Source organism: Companilactobacillus suantsaicola, from assembly GCF_004745525.1.
Classification (GTDB): Bacteria; Bacillota; Bacilli; order Lactobacillales; family Lactobacillaceae; genus Companilactobacillus; species Companilactobacillus suantsaicola.
Genome location: NZ_RKLY01000012.1, coordinates 52,439 through 78,760 on the forward strand (window position 1 = coordinate 52,439; position 26,322 = coordinate 78,760).

A 26,322-nucleotide genomic window follows, 5' to 3' on the forward strand; every position below is an offset into this window, starting at 1 on the left:
TAATTGATAGGCAGTTTTTTTGTTAGATTTGAAAGCCTTAGTTTAACATGTTTTTTGATGTTTGGCTAAGGGGTAGATCTTTTGGTTTTGTTTTAGATGGTTTGATTTTTTTCTTTTTGGTTATAACCATGGTTCTATGTTTAATAACCATGGGTTTTGGCGGTATAGCTAAAACGCGTTCCACAGGCCAGGACTCGACATATAGCTACGCTTCCCAAATCGCCCGCAAGTTCGGCGTGCAATTCGTGAAGCTAGGCTATCTGCCGAGTCCTAAGCGGGCCTGTTCCACGCTCTAAAATTCGCCACTTTCAACATCTTTAATAAATGTTTCCAAATGATCAAAGTAAACTGGAGCGTTATCGATCATGTGGTGATGTCCACCATTTGGTGTTGTTACTAATCTTGCATGTGGGATTTCCTTTTGCATGATCTTAGCTGTGGCGATTGGCATTGTTTCATGTTCACCGAATGTCAATAGTGTTGGGACTTTGATTTCTTTAAGGTGTTTTCTGAAGTGCCAGTCTTTTAATTTACCTGTGATGACGAATTCGTTGTCGCCTTGGAAGGCGTTGTAAACTGGTGTAGCTGTTGTGTCGATCAAGTGTCTGATGGCAGTTGGTTGTTTACGGTCAACGTATTCAGCATTTAAGATGTCAACGTAACTTTGGTAAGTTGGATCTGACAAGTTATTTTCTGCTTCAATTTTTTCCATATACTTAACTTTATCAGCACCTAAAGTATCTAAACGGCACTTGTTAACGTTAGTAACGTATTCGTCAATTTCATCAACCATACTTGAAATGATGGCACCCTTTAAGTGTTGACCATACTTAGCGGCATACATTTGAACTAGTAAACCACCCCATGATTGACCAATTAGGTAGAAATTATCTAGTCCTAATTTTTGTCTAACTTCTTCGACTTCTTCTAGGAAGTAATCGTATGTCAGATATTTTTTAGCGATTTCGGGGTCGCTATAGTCGGGTTGGTCTGAATACCATGATCCTAGTTGATCGTACATTGTTACTTGAACGCCTAAGTCGGCTAATTTTTCACCGAAGTTTTCCCAATATTCGTGATTTCCACCGGGTCCACCGTGGAGGCAAAGCAATTGGATATCACCATGACCTTGAGTGTTAGTCCACAAATGGTAACCGTTATCCAAGGTTAAAATTGTTGTTCCTTGTTTCATAAAAATTTCACCTTCCTGCAAATGATATTCCTAAGTATATCGCTAATTCTAAGGTTATTTCAAATAATCTATAATCTAGCTTTAATTATTCTAACGAAAAACTTATTTTAATTATGGGAGAATATAGCGTAATATTTAAATAGATATAATATATATAATAAAGATAGTGTACGTTTAAAGAGGGATAATCAGATGAAAAAGTGGGTAATTAGTCTATTGTCTGTGGGGATGCTCTTAGGTGTATTTGGTGCAACTGGTCTCAATTCAGCTTCACCCAATTCAAATATGGTGCAAGCAGACACGAATAGTAATGAAAGAACTATCAATTATCAAGTTTATAAAACCGGATCAGACAACAAATCGCCGGCCGACGCTTACTTCACCAACAGTGCCGATATCACAACTAATCCAGATGGCACACATAAAGTAACGATGACGGCAGAAGTTTCTAAATTGACCGGATTAGAGATGCCAATGATCAATGGTCAAAAACCAAGCGTTTCCGCAACTTATACTCGGGATGGTAAAAAGTATGTGGACGTTAGTTTCAAAGTCAATAAATTGGCTGATTTAGATAATTCAGTCGATGGATTAGTCCAAACTAAATTGTTGAATTTTAAAATGGACAAAAACAGTGTTGATTTTAAATTTGATTCCAGTTCACTCGATTCAAATGGTGTAGCAAGCTCATTTGCGGCCAGTTTACACAAGATAACCGACGCTGAGAGCCAAGTTCAAACTAATTTAGACGCCGCTAATGATGTTTTAGATAGTACTAAAGACGTTGGTGACAGCGATATTATCGATACACCAACTCAGGCAACCAAGACAACTAATGATAATAAAACCGTTTTGAAAGAATTAACTTATAAAATTGCTAAAAATAATGGCGATGGAGCCCTAGTTTCACCTTATTTCACTAATACGGCTAAAGTTATGCAAAATCCGGATGGCAGTTACTACGCTGAAGTTACCGTTAAGTATCCAAAAAAGTTTGGCGATACAGCTGTAAAAGTTAATTATGTTAATCACGCAAAACCGGTTAACTTGAGTTTTACTAGTATCGGGGACAATAATTACTTGAAATTCGATTTTCCAATTAACAATTTAACTGATTTTAGCAACTTGATTCCAGGCAATATTTCATTAGATATTCCAGATTTTGGGATCGATAAGAATGTCGATTTCAACTTAGATTTCGATAGCATGAACCCAGATGACCTTTCGAATTTAACTGAAGATTCTGACTTGTCAGGATTATTGTCGAATATGAGTAGTCTGAAAACAGGCGACGTTAAAATAGAAACCGTTAAAGAGCCTAAAAAACAAACTTTACCGCAAGCAGGTGATGAGACTAATAATGGCTTAGCCGTTATCGGCGGTTTACTATTAATCTTGTGGATAGTTTTGATCAAAGAAACTTACGTAAAGAAGTAAAAAAGAAGTTATACTAATGAAGATAAATCATTAATATAACTTCTTTATTTTTGAATAAATAGGAATAAAAAATCCCTTTAAGGAGAAAAAATATGGGTGATTTCGATGAGAAAGATGTCGTTACACTCTGCGGTCAAATCGGAAGAGTACTGTTAGAAAATGGAGCGGAAACTTCTCGAGTTGAGGGAACGGTCGAATACATTGGTCGAACCGTCAATATCCCTATCGTCTGCCACGCTACCATGACCGCTGTTTTTGTTAATTCAGAAAAAAGTGCCACCACCCGGATCTTCAAGGTGCGCGTCGGTGATTTCAATTTACAAAAAGTGGACAAAATAAATACATTATCAAGGCAATTTTCCAATCACGAATTAAGTTTTGCCGAATTAAAAGAAGCCGTTTTAGAAGTCGAATACGATACCTCAGACTTCACCTGGTGGCAAAAGTGGCTCGGAGCAGGATTAGTTTCAGTTGCACCAATGTTGTTATTTAAGGCGACTTGGTTCGACCTCTTTTTGTCCTTTTTCGTGGGAATTTTCGGATTCATTGCCGCCCAATTTGTCGGGCACCATTCCAAAATCCCCTATATTTCAGTAGCCATCGGTGGAGTGACTATCAGTCTTTTGGCGCACGTTTTGATGAATCTAGGAGTAGCATCCGATGCCAATAATATCATCATCAGCGCCTTGATGCCGTTAGTTCCCGGGGTAGCAATGACTAACTCACTGCGAGAAATTATTGAAAAAAACACTATTTCCGGACTTGTCCGTGCAACCGACGCCATCATGGCAGGAATCTCAATCGGAAGTGGCGTTGTCATTGGCCAAATCTTAGTCAAGATGATAATGGGAGGGTAAAGATGCAAATAACATTAGGTTTTGTTTTCGGATTTTTATCCAGTATCGGTTTTGGAATTGTAACAAACAATCCCAAAAGAACATTGATTCCAGCTGGTTGGATCGGTGCCATTGCTTGGGTAGTCTACATAATTGCCGGCTGGTACAATCACGGCGTCATCGTGCCCAACTTATTAGCAGCCATCGTTATTGGAATCTTAGGCAATCTGTCTGCCATCCTAGTCAAAGCCCCAGTCAATATTTTTTACGTTCCATGTCTAGTATCACTAGTCCCGGGAGCCATCATTTACGACAGTATGAAAAATTTTACATTAGGATACGACAAGATGGCTGCCCACGGATTAGTCAAAGCATTAACGATTGGGATGTCACTAGCAATCGGCTTTGTAATAGCAGAAGCCATTTCCAATAAGATTTATCCGCCATTGAAGAAATACTTACATAATAGAAAAAATGTGTAATTTTGAAATGGAATAATTCTGTAGTTTGGGTGGTAGGGAGATGCCGTCTTCCGCAACAGCTCTGGGAAACGCTGGAACGCTCTGGGCACAACTTGGAGCCAATTCCAAAAGCGGGAATTGTCTTCAAGATTGGCCTTCCACTAGGCGCTGAAAGCGCCAAGAGGAATTTCAGGGCTGAGCATTTCCCAGAGCTGTTACTCCAGACTAGATTTCAGTTTTTTGCAGTATTCCGGTAAATTCCGGAATTGGATAGACTTCTATTCGAATTGAGTACTTGACTGTTTTATAGCCTGAATACGTTATAACGTTTAATATTTTGGTTGATTTAATTTGATGTAAAAAATAGAAGATCTTACTAGAGTCGCAGTAAATTGCTGCAATTAGTAGGATCTTTTTTCTTTTAATGAATTATTTTCTATTTTGAATAGAGGGGGGAAAACACAATAACCCATCAAAATACCAAATCCCAAATCAGAATAGAAGTAATATTCCTAAATAAATGGAAAGCAAATAAATCATAGAAGTGAAATTAAGTCTGGAGCACAAAACCTGTGATGGCTCAGCCGCCAAATTCTTGTTGGTGCTTTAGCACCTACAAGAAGGCCAATCTTTGAGATTTTTCCGAACTTGAAAAAGCTCAAAGTTGCGCCGCCATTTTCCAGTCCATCACAGGTTTTGTGCGGAAGACGGCATACTTTATCCAAAGAAATTCAAAAAAATTCAGAAACTTGACCAACATCAAGTTCTAATCACTGTATTCCCGTTAATATATGTCTTGTAAGTTAAGCAAGCGAGCAATTAAACATATATAAATTAGGAGAGGTAATTGAAATGAATAAGTTAAACATTTGGATTCAAAAGCATCAAAACAAAATGACCGCTACAATTGCCGTCCTCATCGTTTTAAGTTTACTCTTGGGAAAAGTTTTCCAACTAGAAACCTTGGGAACAGCCGCAATGATCATCGCCAGTATCATCGGAGCTATTCCGGTGGCACTACATGCATTTTCAGCATTACAAAATAAAGTTATCAGTATTGAACTACTCGTAACGATTGCTGTTATCGGAGCTTTCATTATTGGGGAATATGAAGAATCAGCTGTTGTTACATTCCTCTTTCTCTTTGGAAGTTTCTTGGAACAAAAGACTTTGGAGAAGACTCGTTCATCGGTTAGAAGTTTGACACAGATGGCACCAACGACTGCTCTACTAGTTAATGAAGATGGCACAACTGAAGAAGTTGATGTCGATGACCTTGATGAAGGAGATCATGTTGTTGTAAAACCTGGTGGTCAAATTCCCGTTGATGGAAAAATCATTGATGGTACAGGATACATGAACGAAGCTTCAATTACTGGTGAATCAACACCCGTTGAAAAAACTATTGGTGACAATGTTTTCGCTGGCTCGATCACCGATAATGGAACTATTACGATTGAAACAACCTCAGTTGGTGAAGATACGACTTTCGGTAAAATTATCGAATTAGTTGAAGAAGCACAAGATAGTCAATCACCTGCTGCTCGTTTTATTGATAAGTTTGCTACATACTACACCCCAGCTGTATTAGTGATTGGAATTTTAGTTTGGGCCATCACAAAAGATTTCCCACTAGCAATCACTGTCCTCGTTCTCGGATGCCCTGGTGCCTTGGTTATCGGAGCTCCAGTTTCTAACGTTGCCGGAATCGGTAATGGTGCTAAGAATGGTATTTTGATGAAAGGTGGAAACGCCGTTAATACCTTCTCACACGTTGATACACTAGTTCTTGATAAGACCGGTACATTGACAACCGGCAAGATGTCAGTCACAAATGTCGATGATTTCGGTACCGATAAGACTAAGGATATGGCACTACTTTCCGCTGTTGAACAAACTTCTGATCATCCCTTGGGTCAAGCTATCGTCAAGTATGTTGCTGACTCAGGTGTCACGCAAGCTGTTGAACTACCAGAATTAGATACAGTTAAAGGCCAAGGCTTAGTTGGTCAAAATGATAATTTCAAGATTTTAGTTGGTAACGAACGTTTGATGAAGAACAACAACGTTAAAGTCTCAAAAGCACAAAGAAAAGCTATCGACGCCCGTATGAACCAAGGAGATTCAGTTGTCTTGATGGCTATCGACCAAGAACTTCGCTTAGTCGTTGGTGTTAATGATCAATTAAGACCAGATGCTAGAGCCGGACTACAAGCTTTGAAAGATGCTGGTTTGAAACGTGTCGTTATGTTAACTGGTGATAATAAAGTCGCTGCTCAACGTGTCGCTGACAGATTACCAATCGATGAAGTTCACGCCGAACTTCTTCCTGAAGATAAAGTTGAATACGTTAAGAAATTCAAGAAACAAGGTAGTACCGTAGCCTTTGTTGGTGATGGTATCAACGATTCACCTTCACTTGCTACCGCTGATATTGGTATCGGAATGGGTACCGGAACAGATGTTGCCATTGAAACTTCTGACATCATCCTAGTTAAATCAAGTTTCAATGCCCTAGCACATGCTTATACCTTATCCAAGAAGACCGTTGCTAACACTAAGGAAAATATCATCATTGCTGTTGGTACTGTAGCCTTACTATTACTCGGTTTAGTTATCGGTATAATCCACATGGGTAGTGGAATGTTCGTTCACGAATTAAGTATTTTAGTAGTTATTTTCAATGCAATGAGATTAATTAGAAATAAATCTCAAAAACTTGATTCAAATCAAGTTCTTACAACAGCAAACTGATTAAGATAGTATTTGTAAGTTAGATGAGCAAGTATTTGTTTGATACTTGCGAGCTATAAGTGCTTCAACTTGGAGCATTTATAGCTCGTGAGTATCGACGATATTAGCGAAGATCAAGAATATATGGAGGAATCAATTATGGCAAAAGCAATTTTACAATTAGGTGAATTAACATGCCCATCATGTTTAACAAAGATTCAAAAGGGTGTTGAAAACCAAGATGGCGTTTCAAATGTCAAGGTCCTCTTCAACGCTGGTAAAGTTAGAGCAGATTTTGATGAAGGTAAAACTTCAGCAGACAAGATTTCAGATGTAATTACAGATTTAGGTTATGAAGTTAAAAAAGTTAAGGTTAAGGAGAGCAAGTAATGACAGAATTAACAATCGATGAAAAGTTCGCTGCAGAACAAAAACAAGCCGATGCAGATCACCACAAACCAACCGCAGGAGCAATGACAGGACATATTGTTTCTAATCATTTTCTACTAAACATCAAGTTGCACCAAATCAAGTGGTTCATCAAGGGTCCTAATGCTAACTCTTATAAAGATGTTTTAAATCAAACAATTGACGAAAACAACGCTTGGTATGATAAGATTGCTGATGAATTGTTAGACGAAGGTGAATTGCCACCATCAACAATGAAGGAATATTCAGACTACTCAATGCTTGAAGAAGACGGTAAGAACAAGTATTTGAAGGCTGAAGATATGATTCAAACAATCGTTAATGATTTTGCTACTGACAACATGTTTATTACACGTGCTATCAAGTTGGCAGAAAACGAAGATCGTCCATTCATGGCTCAAGTATTGGTTCAATTACTTGGCTTCAATAACCACCAAATCAGAGTTTACCAAGCACTTCTTGGTAAATCTGCTAAAGAAGGCTTTGAAGAAGAAGACGACGAAGATTTTGATTAATTAAATTGAGGAGAGATAGTTAATGATTAAATTAGCGCATGACCACACAGCTGAAGATTGTGTTCAATTAGTTCCAATTTTTAATACCTTATCGCAAGAAGATATTGAAACAGTGGCAACTCTAGTAACACATCATCATTACAAAAATGGCGAATATATCTTTTCAGCTGGGGATGTTGCTGATTCATTAAGTATCGTAGCTCATGGACAAGCCAAGGTTTTCCAAGTATCCGCTGGTGGAAAAGAAAAAATGTTAAGAGTTTTACAGACAGGCGACTTTGAAGGAGAAGCCACCTTGTTCTCAGACTCCGAACATAACAATTTTACCCAAGCCCTAATGGATACCGAAGTTTGTCAGATCTCCCGCAGTGACTTTCAAAGGTTAATGCAAAAGTCCCCAGCATTGGCAGTAAATATGGTCAATGCTCTAGGTAGAAGAATCGTCCAATTGGAACAACAAACCGCTGAAGTAACAACAGCCAGCGTCGAAAGCCGATTGGCCAACTACTTGTTAGAAACAAGCGCCGGTTTAGATGAAGAAGTTTTCACCTTACCATTAAAGAAAAAAGACATCGCAACATACCTAGGAACTACCCCCGAAACAATTAGCCGAAAGTTAAGCTCATTGGCTAAGCAAGGTATGATTGAGAAGATCAGTAATAATAAGTTTAAGATTTTAGATGAAGACCGATTGATGATGATAGATTAGAGCGTTTTAGAGAGCGTGGAAGCCAACGGGTAGGAGGCAGCAGATAGCCTAGCTTCACGAATTGCCCGCCGAACTTGCGGGCGATTTGGGAAGCGTAGCTATATGTTGCCTCCTGTTGGCCGGAACGCGTTTTGACTATATTGCCAGAACCCATGGTTATTCAGCATAGAACCATGGTTATCTAAAAACTAACTAAACCAAACAAAACCAAACCCAAAAAGACCAAGGCAATCAAAAAGATTACCAAGGTCTTTTTTAATACCCGAAAAAAGCCAACAATTGTCCGTACCAATAATAAATAATGCTAAAATAAAGATAGATAAATCATATTGACAAAGCGGAGGAATTCACTAATGGCAACAAAATACGAAATGATTAAAAAAGATATTAAAGAAAAAATTTTGGCAGGTTCGTATGCCATTAATGATAAATTACCTACAGAGTCAAGGATGATGAAGGACTATAACGTGAGTCGATATACTGTCAGACGGGCAATTAGCGACCTTGAACATGAACAATTTATCTACACGGTTCAAGGTGGTGGGATGTTTGTTGATGATTGGCAAAAGAAAATTAAGCGAGAACCGCTAGAAAATAAACAAATCGGCGTTATAACGACACATATTGCGGACTATATTTTTCCTAATATAATTACCGGAATCGATCGATACATATCAAATGAAGGATATACAATATTACTCAGCAATACGCAAAATGATCCCGAAAAGGAACGAACGAGTTTAAAAGGGATGCTCAACAGCAATATTTCGGGCCTGATTATTGAACCGACACAGAGTGCTTTGAGTAATCCTAATAAGGATTTATTTGATAATTTATTGAAATCGAATTTACCGACAGTTTTTATCAATTCACACTATCCTGGTTTAAAATTCAATTATATTGAAATGGATGATGTAGCTTCAGGTAAGGCAGTCACTGATGCCCTTTTTAAAATGGGACACAAACGGATTCTAGGAATATTTAAAATAGATGACAGTCAAGGAGTTCACCGGATGAATGGTTATGTGAATTCCTATCAGACACATAGCCGTTACTCTTATTTGAGTGAAATTGTTATGTATCAATCTACAGATAATTTACATTCACTTTTTAAACGGATAGGGGAAATTTTCAAACGTGAAGATCGACCAACAGCAGTTGTATGCTATAACGATCAACTTGCTATACAGTTAATCGACTTAATACGCTCTTTAGGCTTGAGAGTGCCAGAAGATATTTCAATAATAGCTTTTGATAACTATCAATTGTCCAAGTACATTGCTCCAAAATTGAGCACAGTTGAACATCCTAAAGAGAAGATGGGACGCCAAGCAGCTAAGATGTTGTTTGATTTGATGAAAGGAAAAAAAGTACCGCCATTCATTAAATATGAACCTGAACTTATGTTGAGAGAATCTGCTAGAGAAATTAATTCCGATAAGTAATTGAGTAGAGAGAAAAGTAGCTATTCATTGAAGATAGACAAATCTTTGATGAATAGCTACTTTTTTTATTTGAAAAAATTAATCCGGACGAATACCGTTATATTACTATTTATACGTATTAATAATGAACAGTAGGATAATTAGTCCTTGAATTGTACGGACAAATAAATTAAAATAAGCATTGTTGATAAGGAAAGCGCTTTCTAAAGACTGATCAAATGAGGAGGATAAGGTTAAATGAACACTAAGAAAAAAATACCACAAGGCTTTATTTATTTTTTCGGCTCCTTTGGAGGGATTTTGTTCGGCTATGATATCGGGGTAATGACCGGTGCTTTACCATTTTTACAGCATGATTGGAATCTTCAGAATAGTGCAGGTGTCGTAGGTTGGATTACATCGGCTGTAATGTTTGGCGCTATTTTTGGTGGAGCTTTAGCAGGCAATTGGTCCGATAAATTGGGAAGAAGAAAGATGATTTTAATCTCTTCGTTAGTTTTCGCACTGGGTTCTGTTTTGTCAGGTATCTCTCCTAACAATGGCCAATATTATTTGATAGTTGTCCGTATCTTTTTAGGCTTAGCGGTCGGTGCTTCTTCCGCACTGGTTCCAGCTTATATGTCAGAAATGGCACCGGCTAATTTGAGAGGTCGACTATCAGGAGTCAATCAAACCATGATTTGTTTAGGGATGTTGGTTTCATACGTTATGGACTTCTTACTAAAAGGCCTTCCAGAACAATTAGCTTGGCGCTTGATGCTAGGCTTGGCAGCTGTTCCAGCAGTTATTTTATTCTTAGGTGTTTTAAAACTCCCAGAATCACCTAGGTTTTTAATTAAAAACAATCGATTGGATGAAGCTAAATTAGTTCTTTCATACATTAGACCAGCAGATCAAATTGAACCAGAATTAAAAAATATTCAAGAAACAGCCCTCAATGATAAAGAAATTTCAAAAGATACTTCTATCAAAACACTATTCAGCGGTAAATTTCGTTATTTAGTAATTGCCGGTATCGGTGTGGCAGCCTTTCAGCAATTTCAAGGTGCTAATGCAATCTTTTATTACATTCCATTGATAATTCAAAAAGCCACTGGTAAAGCAGCAAGTTCGGTTTTAATGTGGCCAATCGTACAGGGAATTTTATTGGTATTGGGATCACTACTATTTTTAGTTATCGCAGATAAATTTAATCGTCGAACTTTGTTAACGCTCGGTGGAACGGTTATGGGTCTGTCCTTTATTCTCCCAGTAATCCTAAAATTCCTATTTCCAAACATGAGTCCGATGATGATAGTTCTCTTCTTATGTATTTACGTAGCCTTTTACTCATTTACCTGGGCTCCACTAACTTGGGTGATTGTAGGAGAAATGTTCCCACTGGCTGTTAGAGGAAAAGCTTCAGGAATTGCTTCTTCAGCAAATTGGATAGGATCGTTTTTGATCGGTTTGTTGTTTCCAATAATGACCGAGAATATGTCTCAAGAAATTGTATTTGCCATTTTTGGAATCATTTGTTTGTTAGGTGTCTTATTTATTAGAACTAGAGTTCCAGAAACTAAAGGACACACATTGGAAGAAATTGAGAAACTAGGCGTTTCAAAAGAAAACGATATCAAAAATAAATCTATGAAGAAAACAACTATAAACAGTTATTAAGGAGCGATTTGAATGAATTTAATTGATATTTCTAATGCAATTGAAACAGGTCATACTTCACTAGGAATTGAATTAGGATCGACTAGGATCAAAACAGTTTTGATTACAGAAGATTTTAAAACAATCGCATCAGGTAGTTATAACTGGGAAAACCAATATCAAAATGGTATTTGGACGTATTCACTTGAGGATGTTTGGCAAGGAATCCAGACTAGTTATTCTGAAATGTCAGCGCAGATACAGAGCAAGTACCATAAATCAATTACCAAAATAGGTTCAATCGGTATTAGTGCCATGATGCATGGATATTTGGCTTTTGATAAGTCAGGCAAGCTGTTAGTACCATTTAGAACTTGGCGCAATAACATTACCGAAGATGCAGCTGAGAAGTTAACCAAAGAATTTAATTTTAATATTCCTCAAAGATGGAGCATTGCTCATTTGTATCAAGCAGTTTTAAATGATGAGTCACATGTTTCAAAAGTTGATTTTATAACAACCTTAGCTGGCTATGTTACTTGGAAAATTTCTGGTAGCAAGGTTTTAGGGATTGGTGATGCATCAGGGATGTTCCCAATTGATGAGAAGATTGGTTCTTACTCACCAGAAATGCTAGATAAATTTAATAATTTGAAATTAGTCAAAAAATATCCTTGGAAGATTGAAGATTTATTACCAGAAGTAAAAAAAGCAGGTGAAATTGCTGGAAAGTTGTCCGCCCAAGGAGCTAGCTTGCTTGATCCTACTAACAAGTTGGAAGCAGGTAGCATTATTGCTCCTCCTGAAGGCGATGCCGGAAGTGGAATGGTAGGGACAAATAGTGTTCGTGAACGCACAGGTAATATTTCTGTTGGAACCTCGGCTTTTTCCATGGTCGTACTTGAGAAGCCATTGAAAAAAGTTCACCGCAATATCGATGTCGTTATGACACCTGATGGCTCAGCCGTAGCGATGGTTCACGTCAATAATTGTTCATCGGACATTAATGCTTGGGCTGGGTTGTTTAAAGAATTTGCTACCAGATTGGGAGTTCACTTACCCGCAGATAAATTGTATGAAGCACTTTTTTTGGAGGCGGCCAAATCTGATCCGAATGCCGGTGGATTAGTAAATTATGGATATCAATCGGGAGAAAATATTACTGATATTAAAGATGGTCGTCCGTTGTTTGTCAGAACGCCGAATAGTAAATTCAATTTACCTAATTTTATTTTGACACAACTTTATTCAGCTTTTGCTCCTCTAAAAATCGGGATGGCTTCTTTAAATAATGAAGAAGATATTAAAACGGATGTAATGATTGCTCAAGGCGGATTGTTCAAAACACAAATAATGGCTCAACAAGTTTTATCAAATGCTTTGAATCTACCAATCACCGTTATGGATAACGCTAGTGAAGGCGGGCCTTGGGGAATGGCTATTTTGGCACTATATGCCAAAGATGATCATGGTCTGAAATTGAGTGATTACTTGGATAAAAACGTCTTTACGGATTCAGAAAGTATGACGCTGAGTCCTGAACCAGAAGGTTCTAAGGGTTATGAAGAATTTATACAGCAATACATATCAGGATTGTCTATTGAAAAAGTTGCTGGAAGTTTGAAGGGAGAAAATAATGCTTGAGAAATTAAAACAAGAGGTTTACGACGCTAATATGCGCCTACCAGCTTTAGATTTAGTTACATTTACTTGGGGAAATGTTTCTGGAATTGACCGAGACAAAGGGTTATTTGTTATCAAACCATCTGGGGTCGAATACGGATCATTGACACCTCAAGATATGGTCGTTGTTAATCTAAAAGGTGAAGTAGTGGAAGGTAATTTGAATCCTTCTAGTGATACGCCAACTCATACAGTTTTATACAATGAATTTCCCGATATTGGCGGGATCGTTCACACACATTCACCTTGGGCAGTAGCCTTTGCTTCCGCTAATATGGACGTTCCAGCTGCTAGCACCACTCATGCCGATACATTTTATGGTGATGTCCCAGTATCTGATCCATTGACAGAACAAGAAATAAAAGAAGGCTATGAGAAAAATACTGGTAAAGTCATCGTTCGTACTTTTAAAGAGCGTGGAATCGATCCAGAGGCAATTCCAGCAGTATTAGTAAGTCAACATGGACCATTTTCTTGGGGCAAGACACCGGACAAAGCTGTTTATAACGCTAAAGTTTTGGAAGTAGCTGCCGAAATTAGTTACCATGCTTTGCAACTGACTAGAGATAACATTCGGGTACCTCAATATTTGTTAGATAAACATTATTATCGCAAACACGGTAAAAATGCTTATTACGGACAAAATAATGCAAAATCAAAAACACATGCTAAAAAGATTTAAGCAACTAAAAAAGGGAGAAAATATTATGAAAAATATTAAAGATTATGAATTTTGGTTTATTACTGGAAGTCAATTTTTATACGGACCTGAAACTTTGAAATCTGTTGAAAGTGATGCCAAAGAGATTGTTGATAAGTTGAATGAATCAAAACAATTACCTTATCCTATTAAATTTAAGTTGGTTGCTACAACTGCTGAGAGTATCACTAAGATCATGAAAGAAGTTAACTACAACGACAAAGTTGCTGGGGTTATCACTTGGATGCACACATTCTCACCAGCCAAAAACTGGATTCGTGGAACTAAATTATTGCAAAAACCATTGTTACATCTAGCTACACAAAAACTAAATTACATTCCATATGATACGATTGATTTTGACTATATGAACTTGAACCAATCAGCTCACGGTGACCGTGAATATGCCTTTATCAATGCCCGTTTACATAAGAATAATAAAATTATTTCTGGTTACTGGGGTGACGAAGATATTCAAAAATCGATTGCTAAATGGATGGATGTAGCCGTTGCTTATAATGAATCGTTTAATATCAAAGTTGTCACATTTGGTGGCAAGATGAGAAATGTTGCTGTAACTGATGGTGACAGAATTGAAGCTCAAATTAAATTTGGCTGGACAGTTGATTATTGGGGCGTTGCCGACTTAGTTAAAGAAGTTAATGCCGTTTCAGAGAAAGATATTGATAGCAAGTATAAAGAATTGCAAGAAGAATATGACTTCAATGAGGGTGACAATGACTCTGAAAAATTTGAATACAACACTAAGTATCAAATCAGAGAGTACTTCGGTATTAAGAAATTTATGGATGATCGTGGATATACAGCCTTTACTACAAACTTCGAAGACCTAGAAGGCTTGGAACAATTACCTGGACTAGCAGTTCAACTTTTGAATAAAGAAGGTTATGGATTTGCAGGTGAAGGTGATTGGAAGACTGCTGCTTTAGACAGATTGTTGAAGATTGTTGCTCACAATAAGCAAACTGGTTTCATGGAAGATTACACTCTAGATTTACGTAAAGGACACGAAGCTATCCTAGGTTCACATATGTTGGAGGTTGATCCTACAATTGCTTCTACAAAACCAAGAGTTGAAGTACATCCATTAGATATTGGTAACAAAGCTGACCCTGCAAGACTAGTATTTACCGGTTCACAAGGGGATGCAATTGATGTAACTATGGCTGATTTTGGTAAAGAGTTCAAATTGATATCTTACGATGTTGAAGGAAACAAGCCAGAAAAAGAGACACCACATCTACCAATTGCCAAACAACTTTGGACCCCTAAACAAGGTTGGAGAAAAGGCGCTGAAGAATGGCTAACTGCTGGTGGTGGGCACCATACGGTTCTATCATTTGCCGTAGATTCTGAACAAGTAACGGATTTAAGTAAAATGTTTGGATTGAATTATGAGAACTTGAATTTGAAGTAATTTATCAGTTAAAAAAACCATCGAGTATCTGAAAGTAGGATACTCGATGGTTTTTTAATATACTTTTAATCAAAAATATCATATGTATATAACGGCTTATAACGTAGATAACAGCAATTATACTCAAAATGATAAATGAATAAAGGGTTTATTTTTTATTTTTTTGGATTATTATTAGAAATAAATTAGGATATTAAAAAAGATACTAATATTCAGAAAGAAGCCAAGATACAAATGATAAAGAAAATGATTAAGAAACATCCAATTTTTATCTTGCTGGTAACCGTTTTAACGATTGCTACAAATGCTCTAGAAACAGTTGCTAATTTGATACTGATTTATGCGATTAACACAATTGTTGATCGGAAAGTAAAACTTTTCCTATTGTTATTAGCACTAATGCTTTTAGGATACTTAGTTCACTGGGTAACTGGTTACTATACTAATGTGCTAGAAGAGAAACTGATTCAAAAGGAAAATCACGATATACGTCAAAAGTATATGAAAAATCAAATGTCCATTGCCTTAGAAAAAAATTTGGATGCTGATAAGATGATCAATGTAGTCACGAATGATGTACTCTTGTTCGATCAGCAATATTTAAAAGGCTTCTACAAATTATTTAATTGTATCTTTGGGATTGTTTTCTCAGCTATCGCCCTAGTTTATCTGCATTGGTCACTCTTAGTTTTATCAATTGTGATGACGATTTGTTTGTTGTTCGTACCAAAACTTGTTGGTAAGCAATTGAGTACAACAACGAAGAACATTTCTAATAGAAATGATGAACTACTAAAGAAATTAAATGATTGGACAAAGGGATACAAAGATTTATTGTGGAATAATGCTCTTTTCCAATTGTGGAATCAAACTCATCACCAGTTTCACAATTTGGAGGATTCATATGTTGACCAAAAAAAGGCACAGCAGACTGCTGCTCAACTGGGAGCCTTTGTCAATATAGCAGCGCAAGCCATGATAATCGCCTTAGCTGGTTATCTGGCAATTAGAGGTATAGTTTCAATCGGTGTTGTCATGAGTGCCGGAAATTTAGCCTTTCAGCTGTTTGGAGCGGTTTCTGTAGCACCGATAGTATTATTCTTTTACAGTCTGGGGCTTCAATTAAAGATAAAATTGAATCCTTGACCAAGAATGTTCACGTTAACGATTCGGAGAAGAAAAATAATCAAGCGGCATTGAAAGATATAAAGAATATTAAATTGAGTAATTTAGCTTATACCTATGAGAATGGTACGCAAATAAATTATCCTGATATTAGTATAAATAAAGGGGATAAAGTCGTAATAACTGGACCAAGTGGAAGTGGCAAAACAACACTGATAAACCTTTTGACTGGTCGAATGAGTAATTATACTGGTTCATTAAAGTTGAATGGAATTGAATACTCCAGTTTTAATAAGGTTTCTTTTCTAAAGATATTTGGAATACAACCGCAAAAATATCATATCTTTAACGATACTATTTCTCAAAATATTACTTTATCCACTGAAAATTACACGTCTGAGCAAATAGAGATGGCGATTCAAAAAGCACAGTTAACGCAGAAAGTTTCAACTCTGCCAAAAGGCTTAGATACCGTGATTAGTTCTGAAAGTGAAACTTTATCCGGTGGTGAATTACAAAGAGTGTCATTGGCGAGATTCTTTATCAGAGAACGGCCAGTTTTGATAGTTGATGAAGGAACTTCGGCTTTGGATAAGAAGAATGCTGAGAAGGTAATGAATATTCTCGTTAGAAATAAAGATTTAACCTTATTTGTGATTACGCACAGTATTGATCAAAGCATACTCAAATTATTCAATAAACATATTAATCTTGCTGAATGAATTAATTATATTCAAGAAATCATTCCTAAAACAACAAAATTAATGCAAACACATTATCCGAACAATCTACAAAAATCCCGTTGACTTAGTTCGTGAAACAAGCTATCTTTAATGCAACAAATGAATATATGGGAGAAATAATATGTTTACGCCTGAAGAGATTTTAGAGAAAAGTATCAATGCCGGCGTGGGTAAATTGAAAAAATCACTGATTGCCAAGATGATTCTTGGCTTTATTGGTGGAGCAATGATTTCGATTGGTTTTTTAGCTTACGTCAGAGTTAGTGCTTCGATTCCTAAAGACCTAGCGAGTGTAAAAGCTTTTGCAGGAGCGACTGTCTTTCCGATTGGTTTGATCATTATTTTGTTAGCTGGTGGGGAACTGGCGACAGGAAATATGATGGCAGTTGGATCAGCTATTTTTGCTAAAAAAGCTTCGATTATGGACTATTTGAAAAATTTAGCGATAATCACTTTATTTAATTTTCTCGGAGCAGTTTTTGTAGCCTACTTTTTTGGTCATGTAGTCGGGTTAACGCATGCAGCACCATTTCAACAAACTGTGATTGCTGCGGCTGCAAGTAAGACCAGTGCTAGTTTTCTAGCAGCTTTTATTTCTGGAATTGGTTGTAACTGGTTAGTCGGATTAGCCGTTTGGTTATCTTTCGGGGCAAAGGATGCCGCTGGCAAGATCATGGGAATCTGGTTCCCAATTATGATTTTTGTGGCTATCGGTTTCCAACATAGTATTGCTAACTGTTTCATTATTCCTGCAGCTATTTTTGAAGGTGGCAGTACTTGGAGTTTGTTTATCCAAAACTTGATACCAGTTTATCTGGGCAATATTATCGGTGGTACGATTTTTGTGGCTGGATTTTACTATTTGAGTTATCAAAAGAAGGGTTAAGATTCTTTATTTTGATAGATGCAGGATGCCGTCATCCGCACAATCCCTGTGATGGACTGGAACGCTGCCGGCACAACTTTGAGCTTTTTCAAGTTCGGAAAAATCTCAAAGATTGGCCTTCTTGTAAGTGCTAAAGCACCAACAAGAATTTGGCGGCTGAGCCATCACAGGGATTGTGCTCCAGACTGAATTCTGATTCTATTGTTTATTTGCTTTCCATTTGATTAAGAATAGTAATTCTGTTTAGGTTTAGTTCTGGTACTTTGATTCATCAAATTGGAACATTCAAAAATGAAATAATTATGGTTAAAAAAGAGGATGTTACTAAGTTGCAGCAAATTACTGCAATTTTAGTAGCATCCTTGTTTATTCTAATGAGAAAAAAATTAATAATGTATCCAGACTATAAATCAGTTCAATGATCATCTCAAGAAGACATGTTTACCATTTCGGAATTTATTGAAATAACGCATAGATCCTCATTCTAGTCTGGAGTAACAGCTCTGGGAAATGCTCAGCCGTGAAATTCTTGTTAATGCTTTAGCATTTACAAGAAGACCAATCTTGGAGACAATTCCCGGGTCTGGAATTGGCTTCAAGTTGCGTCCACAGCGTTCCAGCGTTTCCCAGAGCTGTTACGGAAGACGGCATCCAACCACTACCTCAAAATAGAAGTTTGGTTTTACAGCTTTTCGTGAATCAAGCTCAAAATCAACTCCACGAAAACAATTGGGATCGATTGGCCGTCTGTGAATGAACGACTGGCGAAGGTTGATCCGGGGAGCACGATTGTATCAGGGAAAACCTTTGTTAATTCAGCTTTGGGATTGGTTGTTATTAAGAAGGAATTCTTAGGCATATTGCTGACAACATCTGGTAAGAACTGCACGAAATCTCGCTTGTTGCCGCTAGCTGAAAAGAGTACTAAGGTTGATTTTTCAGTCATCGTTAAGGCAACGTGGGATGAGTTGATGTAGTCGCTTGAATAAAGGGATGGTTTGCCTAAATCGGATAGGCCGTAATACAATTCTTTGGCGGGAAATGATGAATAGTAAGTTCCTAATAAATAATTTAATTCGTCATTCATTAAACAGCTGATTAAATTGTCGATTTTACTTTGGTCGACTTGTGAAATCTGATTGATAACTTTGACATAATCGCTTAAAAAGGTGCTGACTAGACTGTCGGCATCTTTTTTTTGCTTGCTGCTGTGCAAGAAGTGAATGACCTCGAAACGGAAATCTTTGTAACCTTGAAAACCGAGCGTTTGGCAAAATCTCAAGACGGCTGAAGTTGACGTTTGGGCTTCAGCGGCTAATTTGGTGATGGTGAAAGTTTCGATATTTTTGGGATGCTCAACAATGTAGTTACTGACCTTTTGTTCGGATTTAGAGAAGTTGGTTTGTTGTTTTTTAATGTTGTCGATAATATTCATGATTTACTTACTCCAGGGAAATTAATTAAGTTAACTTTACTTGTTGATGAAAATATTGTCAATTAAATCTAACAATATTGTTGACAATAAGCTGATGGATATTCTAAGATAAAATTATCAAAAGTAAATGATAAAATTGTCAGGAGGATAACAATATGTCAAAAGAATTACCAAAAGGATTTCTCTGGGGTGGCGCAACTGCCGACTTCCAATATGAAGGTGGTTTTGACGAAGGTGGACGTGGAATTTCATCACACGATTATGAAACTGATGGGTCTAAGGAGCAGCCACGCCATCACACAATGAAAATGCCCGATGGTACGATTATTGAGCCTAACAGTTCCTTTATTTTGGCAGATCCTGTTCCTAAAGATGCTCAACCAGTATTTTTAGATGATCAGTATTATCCAAGTCACAAGGCGGTTGATTTTTATCATCACTACAAAGAAGACATTAAACTGATGGCTGGCATGGGATTCAACGTTTATCGCTTCTCAATTGCTTGGAGTCGAATTTTTCCAACTGGGGAAGAAGATCGACCAAATGAAGCTGGTTTAAAATTTTATGACAATGTCATTAACGAGATGGCTAAGTATAATATGGAACCGCTGATTACAATTTGCCACGATGAAATGCCAGTTAATTTAGCCTTAAAATATGATGGTTGGAATTCAAGACGCGTGATCGACGATTATGTAAAATACGCTAAAGTCTTATTTGAACACTTTGGCGACCGTTGTAAGTATTGGCTCACTTTTAATGAAATCAATGCTGTGCGTGGGTTTGGCCCAACTGGTGTGCATAATTCATTTGGTCAAGATCGTTATCAAGCGGATCACAATATGTTTGTCGCTTCGGCTAAGGTAGTAAAAATGGGTCATGCATTAATGCCCGATAGTCAATTTGGGACGATGTTTGCAATGAGCGCGGCCTATGCTGCTACTTGTAAGCCGGAAGATATGTTCCATTCTTTGCAAGAAAATCGTGAGAATTGGTATTTTATCGATGTCATGGGTCGCGGTTATTATCCTAGATATGCTCAAGAGATTTGGGACCGTCATGGCGTTAAAGATTTGCAGATGGAAGCTGACGATGAGAAAATTCTCAAAGAAGGGCAACTTGATTTTATTGCCTTTAGTTACTATCGTTCCAGTACGACCAAAGCGGGTGATGACTGGTTCAATGTCGGTGGCTCTTCCAATCCTTATTTGAAGGAAACACCTTGGGGCTGGCCAGTTGATCCATTAGGTTTGCGATATACGATGAATGAAATTTACGACCGCATTCAAAAACCAATTTTTATTGTTGAAAACGGAATGGGTGCAATCGATAAGGCGGATGAAAATGGCTACGTCGAAGATGATTATCGAATCGATTATTTGAAAGATCACCTTAGTGCTATGGCCGACGCCATCAATCTCGATCACGTACCTTGCTTAGGCTATACAATGTGGGCACCAATTGATTTAGTTTCCTTATCAACTGGTGAGATGAAGAAACGCTATGGCTTTGTTTACGTTGATATGGACGACAAAGGAAATGGTACTTTGAAGCGGACACCGAAGAAGTCTTATAATTGGATGAAGAGAATTATTGAGACTAATGGGAAAGCTTTGGATGAATAATAAAAAGAGCTAGTGAATGGATAATTATTCGCTAGCTCTTTATTTGTGTTTTATGAAGGAGGGTGTGAAAACTAAAATAGTTTGTAATTTATAAGGCAAAACTTGTTGGGTGACGCTTATTTAGTTGAATAGTGTAGCAACTGCTTTATCAACTTTGTCTTGGTCTGCTAGGTATGGAATTGTGATATAACTTGAGCCATTTTGAGTCTTGTTATATTCAATTGATGTTTCGATGGCGTGTTCGTTTCTTGCCCAACTACGACGAGCAACTCCGCCCATTGTATCCCAAGCAATAGCTGATTTGATGATTTCATCGATTCTTTCGGAACCGTCTAAGACTAATCCGAATCCACCGTTAATTGACTTACCGATACCAACTCCACCACCGTTGTGAAGGGCGATCATTGTCATTCCACGGGCAGCGTTTCCGGCATAACATTGTGTAGCCATGTCAGCACAAACGTTACTTCCGTCCTTGATATTTGATGTTTCACGGAATGGAGAATCAGTACCTGATACGTCGTGGTGATCACGTCCAAGCATAACTGGACCAATCTTGCCTTCACGAACTAATTCGTTGAACTTCAAGGCGATATTGATACGACCGATACAGTCTTGGTAGAGGATACGTGCTTGAGTACCAACAACTAGTTGGTTCTTTTCAGCGTCGCGAATCCAATTGTAGTTATCACGATCTTGATAACGTCTATTAGGGTCGATAGCACTCATTGCGGCATGGTCAGTTGCGATAAGATCTTCGTGTTTACCACTTAGACATACCCAACGGAATGGGCCATATCCGTAATCAAAGAGCATAGGTCCCATGATATCTTCAACGTATGATGGCCAAATGAAACCGTCTTTGTCGTCGATACCATTCTTAGAAATTTCTTTAACGCCAGAGTCATAAACAGCTTTCATGAAGGAGTTACCGTAATCAAAGAAGTAAGTACCTTTACTTACAAGGGATTTGATAACTTCAAAGTGACGGTGAAGTGTTTCATCAACTAACTTACGGAATTTAGGCTTGTCAGTTGCTAAGAGTTCAGTTCTTTCATTGAAGCTGATGCCAACTGGACAGTAGCCACCTTCGTAAGCATTGTGACATGATGTTTGATCAGATAATAGATCAACGTGAATGTTGTTTTTATCAACGTATTCTAGTAAGTCAACAATGTTTCCGTGATAAGCAATTGAAGTCTTTTCTTTCTTATCGAGGTATTCTTGAGCAATCTTGATAGCTTCTTCTGGAGTTTCAGCCAAGTTACTTACCCAACCTTGTTCCATCCGAGTGTCAATTCTTGATTTGTCGACTTCGGCAATGATAGCTACGGCGTTAGCAATTTCACCGGCTTTACCTTGAGCACCACTCATACCACCGAGTCCGGAAGAAATGAATAGTTTACCTTTTAGGTCACCATCGTCAGGAATACCTAATTTGAGACGTCCAGCATTTAGAAGGGTATTGAAAGTACCGTGAACGATACCTTGTGGGCCGATATACATCCAACCACCGGCAGTCATTTGACCATAGTTAGTTACGCCCATTTCTTCGGCAACTTCCCAGTCGTTGATATTGTCATATTCACCAACTAATAGTCCGTTTGTGATGACAACTCTTGGAGCATCTTTCTTTGATTTGAAAAGCCCTAGTGGGTGACCTGATTCAACAACTAATGTTTGTTCGTCAGTCATAACTTCCAAATATTTCTTGATCAATTGATATTGCATCCAGTTTGCACAAACTGAACCAGTTTCACCATAAGTAACTAATTCGTATGGATAAAGGGCAACGTCAAAATTCAAGTTGTTGTCGATCATAACTTGGATAGCTTTAGTAGCTGTACAAGTTCCCTTATATTCGTCGAGTGGTTTACCGTAGATTCTTTCTTTTGGATACCAACGGTAACCATAAATACGACCACGAGTCTTCAATTCTTCTAAAAATTCTGGAATCACGATGTCGTGGAATTTAGGATTTACGTAACGTAAAGCGTTCTTCAAAGCGAGTTCAGTTTGATCTTTTGTTAAACGGAAACCTCTATCTGGAGCACGTCTAATTCCTTCTTGGAAAACGGTTTTTTCTGGTAATACATCATCGAGTTGAATTGTAATAGCATCTTCATTTTTGTAATCGATCATTATGTTAACCTCCCAGTACTGAATTCATCATTAAGTGCTGCTGCAATTTGAATTATATCTAGATACAGTCAATGGACAGTCTATTAAATAAAAAAGTTGCTGCAGAAGCTTTTGGATAACGCTTACAATATTTTTGACAGAAATTTGACAAATAGCCAGTAGAATGAAGAAAAACTAGAATTAGGAGTGTTTGTGATGAAAGCAGATAAAATTCTAACTAATTTTAAGCAGATTTTTTCACCAATCGACAAGGGACATCCGTTGAGAGGTTCCCAGATGAGTGAAGCTAACATTATTGAAGATGGTTATATTGCAATTAAAGACGGGAAGATTTTAAAAATTGATTCTGGAAAACCCGCTGCCGAATTGATCGACGATAAGACAGAAATCATTGATTACACTGGTAAGATGGCCACTCCAGGTTTGATCGATTGTCATACTCATTTAGTTTATGGTGGTAGTCGAGAAAATGAATTTTCCAAAAAACTAAACGGAGTACCATATTTGGACATTCTGGCTCAAGGTGGCGGAATTTTGAGTACCGTTAATTCGACTCGCCAAGCAAGTTTTGATGAATTGTACAACAAGACCAACGACTTGTTGAACGAAATGGTCATTCATGGAGTGACAACCGTTGAAGCTAAGAGTGGTTACGGTTTGAATTGGGAAACCGAAGAACGTCAGTTGAAAGTAGTCGAAAAGCTCAACCAAGATCATGTCATTAACCTCGTTTCTACCTTCATGGCAGCCCACGCGATTCCACCAGAATATAAAGGTAAGAGTGACGAATTCATCGATTTGGTCATCGAAGAAATGTTGCCAAAAGTTAAAGCAGAACACTTAGCAGAATTCTGCGATATTTTCTGCGAAACCGGCGTCTTCACAGCAGCTCAATCAAAACGTTTGTTACAAGCAGCTAAAGACTTAGGCTTCAAATTGAGAATTCACGCAGACGAAATCGACTCAATCGGCGGCGTTGATGTTGCCGCTGAACTAAATGCCACTAGTGCAGAACACTTGATGATGATCACCAACGAAGGCATCGATAAACTAAGCCAAGCTCACGTGATTGGAAACTTACTACCAGGGACAACTTTCAGTTTGATGGAAGACACTTACGCTCCAGCCAAAAAGATGATCGAAAAAGGCATGGCCATCACTCTAACAACCGACAGCAACCCCGGCAGTTGCCCAACCGCCAATTTGCAGTTCATCATGCAATTAGGCTGTTTCATGATGAAATTAACACCAATCCAAATTCTCAATGCCGTAACGATCAATGCCGCTTATTCAGTTTGCCAAGCCGACAAAATTGGAAGTTTCGATGAAGGAAAGAACGCCGACATCACCATCTTCGACGCTCCAAATATCGATTATCCATTCTACTTCTTCGCAACCAATTTAGTAGGATCAGTCTATAAAGACGGAAAATTAGTCGTTCAAGATAGACAACTAGTTTAATTAAGTATGCCGTCTTCCACAACAAACTCGATTTTGGGCTGGAATGAACGTGGTGGGCACGACTTGAAACTACCGCAAAGTGCGCGGCATTTCCAAGCTCGGCCTTTCACTAAAATAAAGTGCTAAGAGAAATTTCACCACTGAGCCCAAATCGAGTTTGTTGCTCCAGACTGAATAGTGGTTCTATGGTTTATTTCTTTCTAATGATTTAGGGATAATTGTTCTATTCAGGATTTTTTGTAATTATTTAAAAAGTAACAGCATCTATTTTTGTATACGTAAGAAATGAGTTAATGCGTATAAAAGATAGATGCTGTTTTTTGTGAAATTAGGAAAATGTCATTATAATATGCTTCAAAATAGCGTTGATTTCGATGATGGACTAAGAAAAGATTTGAAGAATTCAGAATTTAAAAAAAGAATTTGATAAATATAATTATCAATTAATTGATGCTGTGAACAAAAAGATTGCTTAATCAAAGCAAACTTTGATTCTTTGTACCGGAGTATTTGAATGTTAGTGGAACATCTGTATTAATAAAATAGAGTCAGGATAAGTTCCATCTAAATTTCTGAATTAAGTGAAATAAATAATAAAACTTGTTATTTAGTCTGGAGTAACAGCTCTGGGAAATTCAGCTGCGAAATTTCTCTTAACGCTTTAGCGTTTAGTGAAAGACCAATCTTGGAGACAATTTTTGGGCTTAAAAATTGGCTTCAAGTTGCGTCCACAGCGTTCCAGCGTTTCCCAGAGCTGTTGCGGAAGACGGCAATCAACCACTAACCAAAAAATAGAAATAATCCTCCCCAAATAATGTAACCGATTTCAAAACGTGGTAGTCTTTGTATGGTCAATATCGTAAAATTAATTATGAGATTGATAACAACCAAAGGGGATGAAACGATGCGCAAGATTTTGAAATTTAAATTATTTGGTAATCCTCAAATTTATCTTGAAGACGAACCAGTATTTTTCTCATTTTCTAAAATTAATGCACTACTCTATTATTTAGCAGTCAATCCCGTAATCAGCCGGGATGAAATTGCTGGATTATTATGGCCTAATAAATCCGAACAAAGTGCTCGCAAGAACCTTCGTAATACCATTTACCAAGCTAATAAAGCCTTGGACGCTGAGTATATAGTTTCACCTAACAAGTCAATTTTACAGCTGAACGAAGCTTTAGTTGTTCAAAGTGACGTTGCAACCTTTATGTCTGATCCGGAGAATAACCTCGACGAATATCAAGATGAATTCTTAAAAGGATTTTTCTTGAAAGACTCGGAAAATTTTGATCTCTGGTCAACCAAAATGAGTAACTTTTATGAGCAAAAATTCATGCAATTTTGTTATCAAAAAGTTATCAAAGATATTGAAGCTAAACATTTTATTGATGTCGAAAAAAATATTCGCCGATTGATTTCTTTAGACGAGTTCGACGAACGTAATTACCAATTATTAATGCAATTTTATCAAGACCAAAACAGTAATGGGAAAGTTATCGAAGTTTATTACGAACTTTCCAGTATCTTAACTGAAGAACTCGGAATTCAACCGAGTGAAAAGACACGTGAAATTTCTACCAGAAGTCAAGAGAAATACTGATTTAATAGTAATTATAGTGAAGTTAATTTGTTATAGATCTAAGACATCAGTCAGATGGTATGAACCAAGGCAAAAATAGTCTT

The 26,322-nt window shown here is 37.5% G+C and carries 21 protein-coding genes; 18 read left to right on the forward strand and 3 right to left on the reverse strand.

Going from position 1 to position 26,322, the window contains the following annotated elements; genetic code table 11:
• Positions 1-292: 292 nt before the first annotated feature.
• Complete coding sequence (locus EGT49_RS06040) at positions 293-1,192, reverse strand: proline-specific peptidase family protein (RefSeq protein WP_135372533.1); 900 nt, start codon at positions 1,190-1,192, stop codon at positions 293-295.
• Between the two features lie 192 nt (positions 1,193-1,384).
• On the opposite strand from EGT49_RS06040, the gene EGT49_RS06045 reads away from it, so the two are divergent.
• From EGT49_RS06045 to EGT49_RS06115, 15 genes are all read left to right on the forward strand, one after another.
• Positions 1,385-2,629 (forward strand): LPXTG cell wall anchor domain-containing protein, encoded by a 1,245-nt coding sequence (locus EGT49_RS06045; RefSeq protein ID WP_135372535.1) that lies wholly within the window; start codon positions 1,385-1,387, stop codon positions 2,627-2,629.
• Positions 2,630-2,721: 92 nt separating this feature from the next.
• Positions 2,722-3,486, forward strand: coding sequence for a threonine/serine exporter family protein (locus tag EGT49_RS06050; RefSeq protein ID WP_135372537.1), 765 nt, complete (start codon positions 2,722-2,724; stop codon positions 3,484-3,486).
• Positions 3,487-3,488: 2 nt separating this feature from the next.
• Positions 3,489-3,947 carry a threonine/serine exporter family protein gene (locus EGT49_RS06055; protein ID WP_135372539.1) on the forward strand — a complete coding sequence of 153 codons (459 nt, stop codon included), beginning with the start codon at positions 3,489-3,491 and terminating at the stop codon, positions 3,945-3,947.
• An 831-nt stretch (positions 3,948-4,778) separates the two neighbouring features.
• Positions 4,779-6,680 (forward strand): heavy metal translocating P-type ATPase, encoded by a 1,902-nt coding sequence (locus EGT49_RS06060; protein ID WP_135372541.1) that lies wholly within the window; start codon positions 4,779-4,781, stop codon positions 6,678-6,680.
• Positions 6,681-6,818: 138 nt separating this feature from the next.
• Positions 6,819-7,049 (forward strand): heavy-metal-associated domain-containing protein, encoded by a 231-nt coding sequence (locus EGT49_RS06065; protein ID WP_135372543.1) that lies wholly within the window; start codon positions 6,819-6,821, stop codon positions 7,047-7,049.
• Positions 7,049-7,603, forward strand: coding sequence for a ferritin-like domain-containing protein (locus EGT49_RS06070; protein WP_135372545.1), 555 nt, complete (start codon positions 7,049-7,051; stop codon positions 7,601-7,603). The genes EGT49_RS06065 and EGT49_RS06070 overlap by 1 nt, the downstream gene beginning before the upstream one ends.
• 22 nt (positions 7,604-7,625) lie before the next feature.
• Positions 7,626-8,312: a Crp/Fnr family transcriptional regulator gene (locus tag EGT49_RS06075; RefSeq protein ID WP_135372547.1), complete on the forward strand. Its 687-nt coding sequence runs from the start codon at positions 7,626-7,628 to the stop codon at positions 8,310-8,312.
• A 353-nt stretch (positions 8,313-8,665) separates the two neighbouring features.
• A complete protein-coding gene (locus tag EGT49_RS06080) occupies positions 8,666-9,757 on the forward strand; it encodes a GntR family transcriptional regulator (protein ID WP_135372549.1) in 1,092 nt (363 codons plus the stop codon).
• A 237-nt stretch (positions 9,758-9,994) separates the two neighbouring features.
• Entirely contained in the window at positions 9,995-11,416 is a 1,422-nt protein-coding gene (locus tag EGT49_RS06085; RefSeq protein ID WP_135372551.1) for a sugar porter family MFS transporter, read from the forward strand.
• Positions 11,417-11,428: 12 nt separating this feature from the next.
• The gene (locus EGT49_RS06090; RefSeq protein ID WP_135372553.1) at positions 11,429-13,039 is read left to right on the forward strand and encodes a xylulokinase; all 1,611 of its coding nucleotides are present in this window, start codon (positions 11,429-11,431) and stop codon (positions 13,037-13,039) included.
• Complete coding sequence (locus EGT49_RS06095; RefSeq protein WP_135372554.1) at positions 13,032-13,760, forward strand: L-ribulose-5-phosphate 4-epimerase; 729 nt, start codon at positions 13,032-13,034, stop codon at positions 13,758-13,760. Before EGT49_RS06090 ends, EGT49_RS06095 begins: the two co-directional genes overlap by 8 nt.
• Before the next feature lie 25 nt (positions 13,761-13,785).
• Positions 13,786-15,216 carry an L-arabinose isomerase gene (gene araA / locus EGT49_RS06100; RefSeq protein ID WP_135372556.1) on the forward strand — a complete coding sequence of 477 codons (1,431 nt, stop codon included), beginning with the start codon at positions 13,786-13,788 and terminating at the stop codon, positions 15,214-15,216.
• Positions 15,217-15,450: 234 nt separating this feature from the next.
• Positions 15,451-16,362: an ABC transporter transmembrane domain-containing protein gene (locus EGT49_RS06105; protein WP_135372558.1), complete on the forward strand. Its 912-nt coding sequence runs from the start codon at positions 15,451-15,453 to the stop codon at positions 16,360-16,362.
• Positions 16,359-17,063, forward strand: a complete 705-nt coding sequence (locus tag EGT49_RS06110) for an ATP-binding cassette domain-containing protein (RefSeq protein WP_167849771.1) — start codon at positions 16,359-16,361, stop codon at positions 17,061-17,063. The genes EGT49_RS06105 and EGT49_RS06110 overlap by 4 nt, the downstream gene beginning before the upstream one ends.
• Before the next feature lie 142 nt (positions 17,064-17,205).
• Positions 17,206-17,970, forward strand: a complete 765-nt coding sequence (locus tag EGT49_RS06115; RefSeq protein ID WP_135372562.1) for a formate/nitrite transporter family protein — start codon at positions 17,206-17,208, stop codon at positions 17,968-17,970.
• Positions 17,971-18,652: 682 nt separating this feature from the next.
• Here EGT49_RS06115 and EGT49_RS06120 read toward each other — a convergent pair.
• A complete protein-coding gene (locus EGT49_RS06120) occupies positions 18,653-19,405 on the reverse strand; it encodes a MurR/RpiR family transcriptional regulator (protein ID WP_135372564.1) in 753 nt (250 codons plus the stop codon).
• Positions 19,406-19,560: 155 nt separating this feature from the next.
• On the opposite strand from EGT49_RS06120, the gene EGT49_RS06125 reads away from it, so the two are divergent.
• Positions 19,561-21,030 carry a glycoside hydrolase family 1 protein gene (locus EGT49_RS06125; RefSeq protein WP_135372566.1) on the forward strand — a complete coding sequence of 490 codons (1,470 nt, stop codon included), beginning with the start codon at positions 19,561-19,563 and terminating at the stop codon, positions 21,028-21,030.
• A 120-nt stretch (positions 21,031-21,150) separates the two neighbouring features.
• Here the strand turns inward: EGT49_RS06125 and EGT49_RS06130 are convergent, their stop codons facing one another.
• Positions 21,151-23,172: a urocanate hydratase gene (locus EGT49_RS06130; protein WP_135372568.1), complete on the reverse strand. Its 2,022-nt coding sequence runs from the start codon at positions 23,170-23,172 to the stop codon at positions 21,151-21,153.
• A 195-nt stretch (positions 23,173-23,367) separates the two neighbouring features.
• On the opposite strand from EGT49_RS06130, the gene hutI reads away from it, so the two are divergent.
• Both hutI and EGT49_RS06140 read left to right on the forward strand, forming a co-directional pair.
• A complete protein-coding gene (gene hutI, locus EGT49_RS06135) occupies positions 23,368-24,633 on the forward strand; it encodes an imidazolonepropionase (protein WP_135372570.1) in 1,266 nt (421 codons plus the stop codon).
• A gap of 847 nt (positions 24,634-25,480) precedes the next feature.
• A complete protein-coding gene (locus EGT49_RS06140) occupies positions 25,481-26,239 on the forward strand; it encodes an AfsR/SARP family transcriptional regulator (protein WP_135372572.1) in 759 nt (252 codons plus the stop codon).
• Positions 26,240-26,322 lie beyond the last annotated feature (83 nt).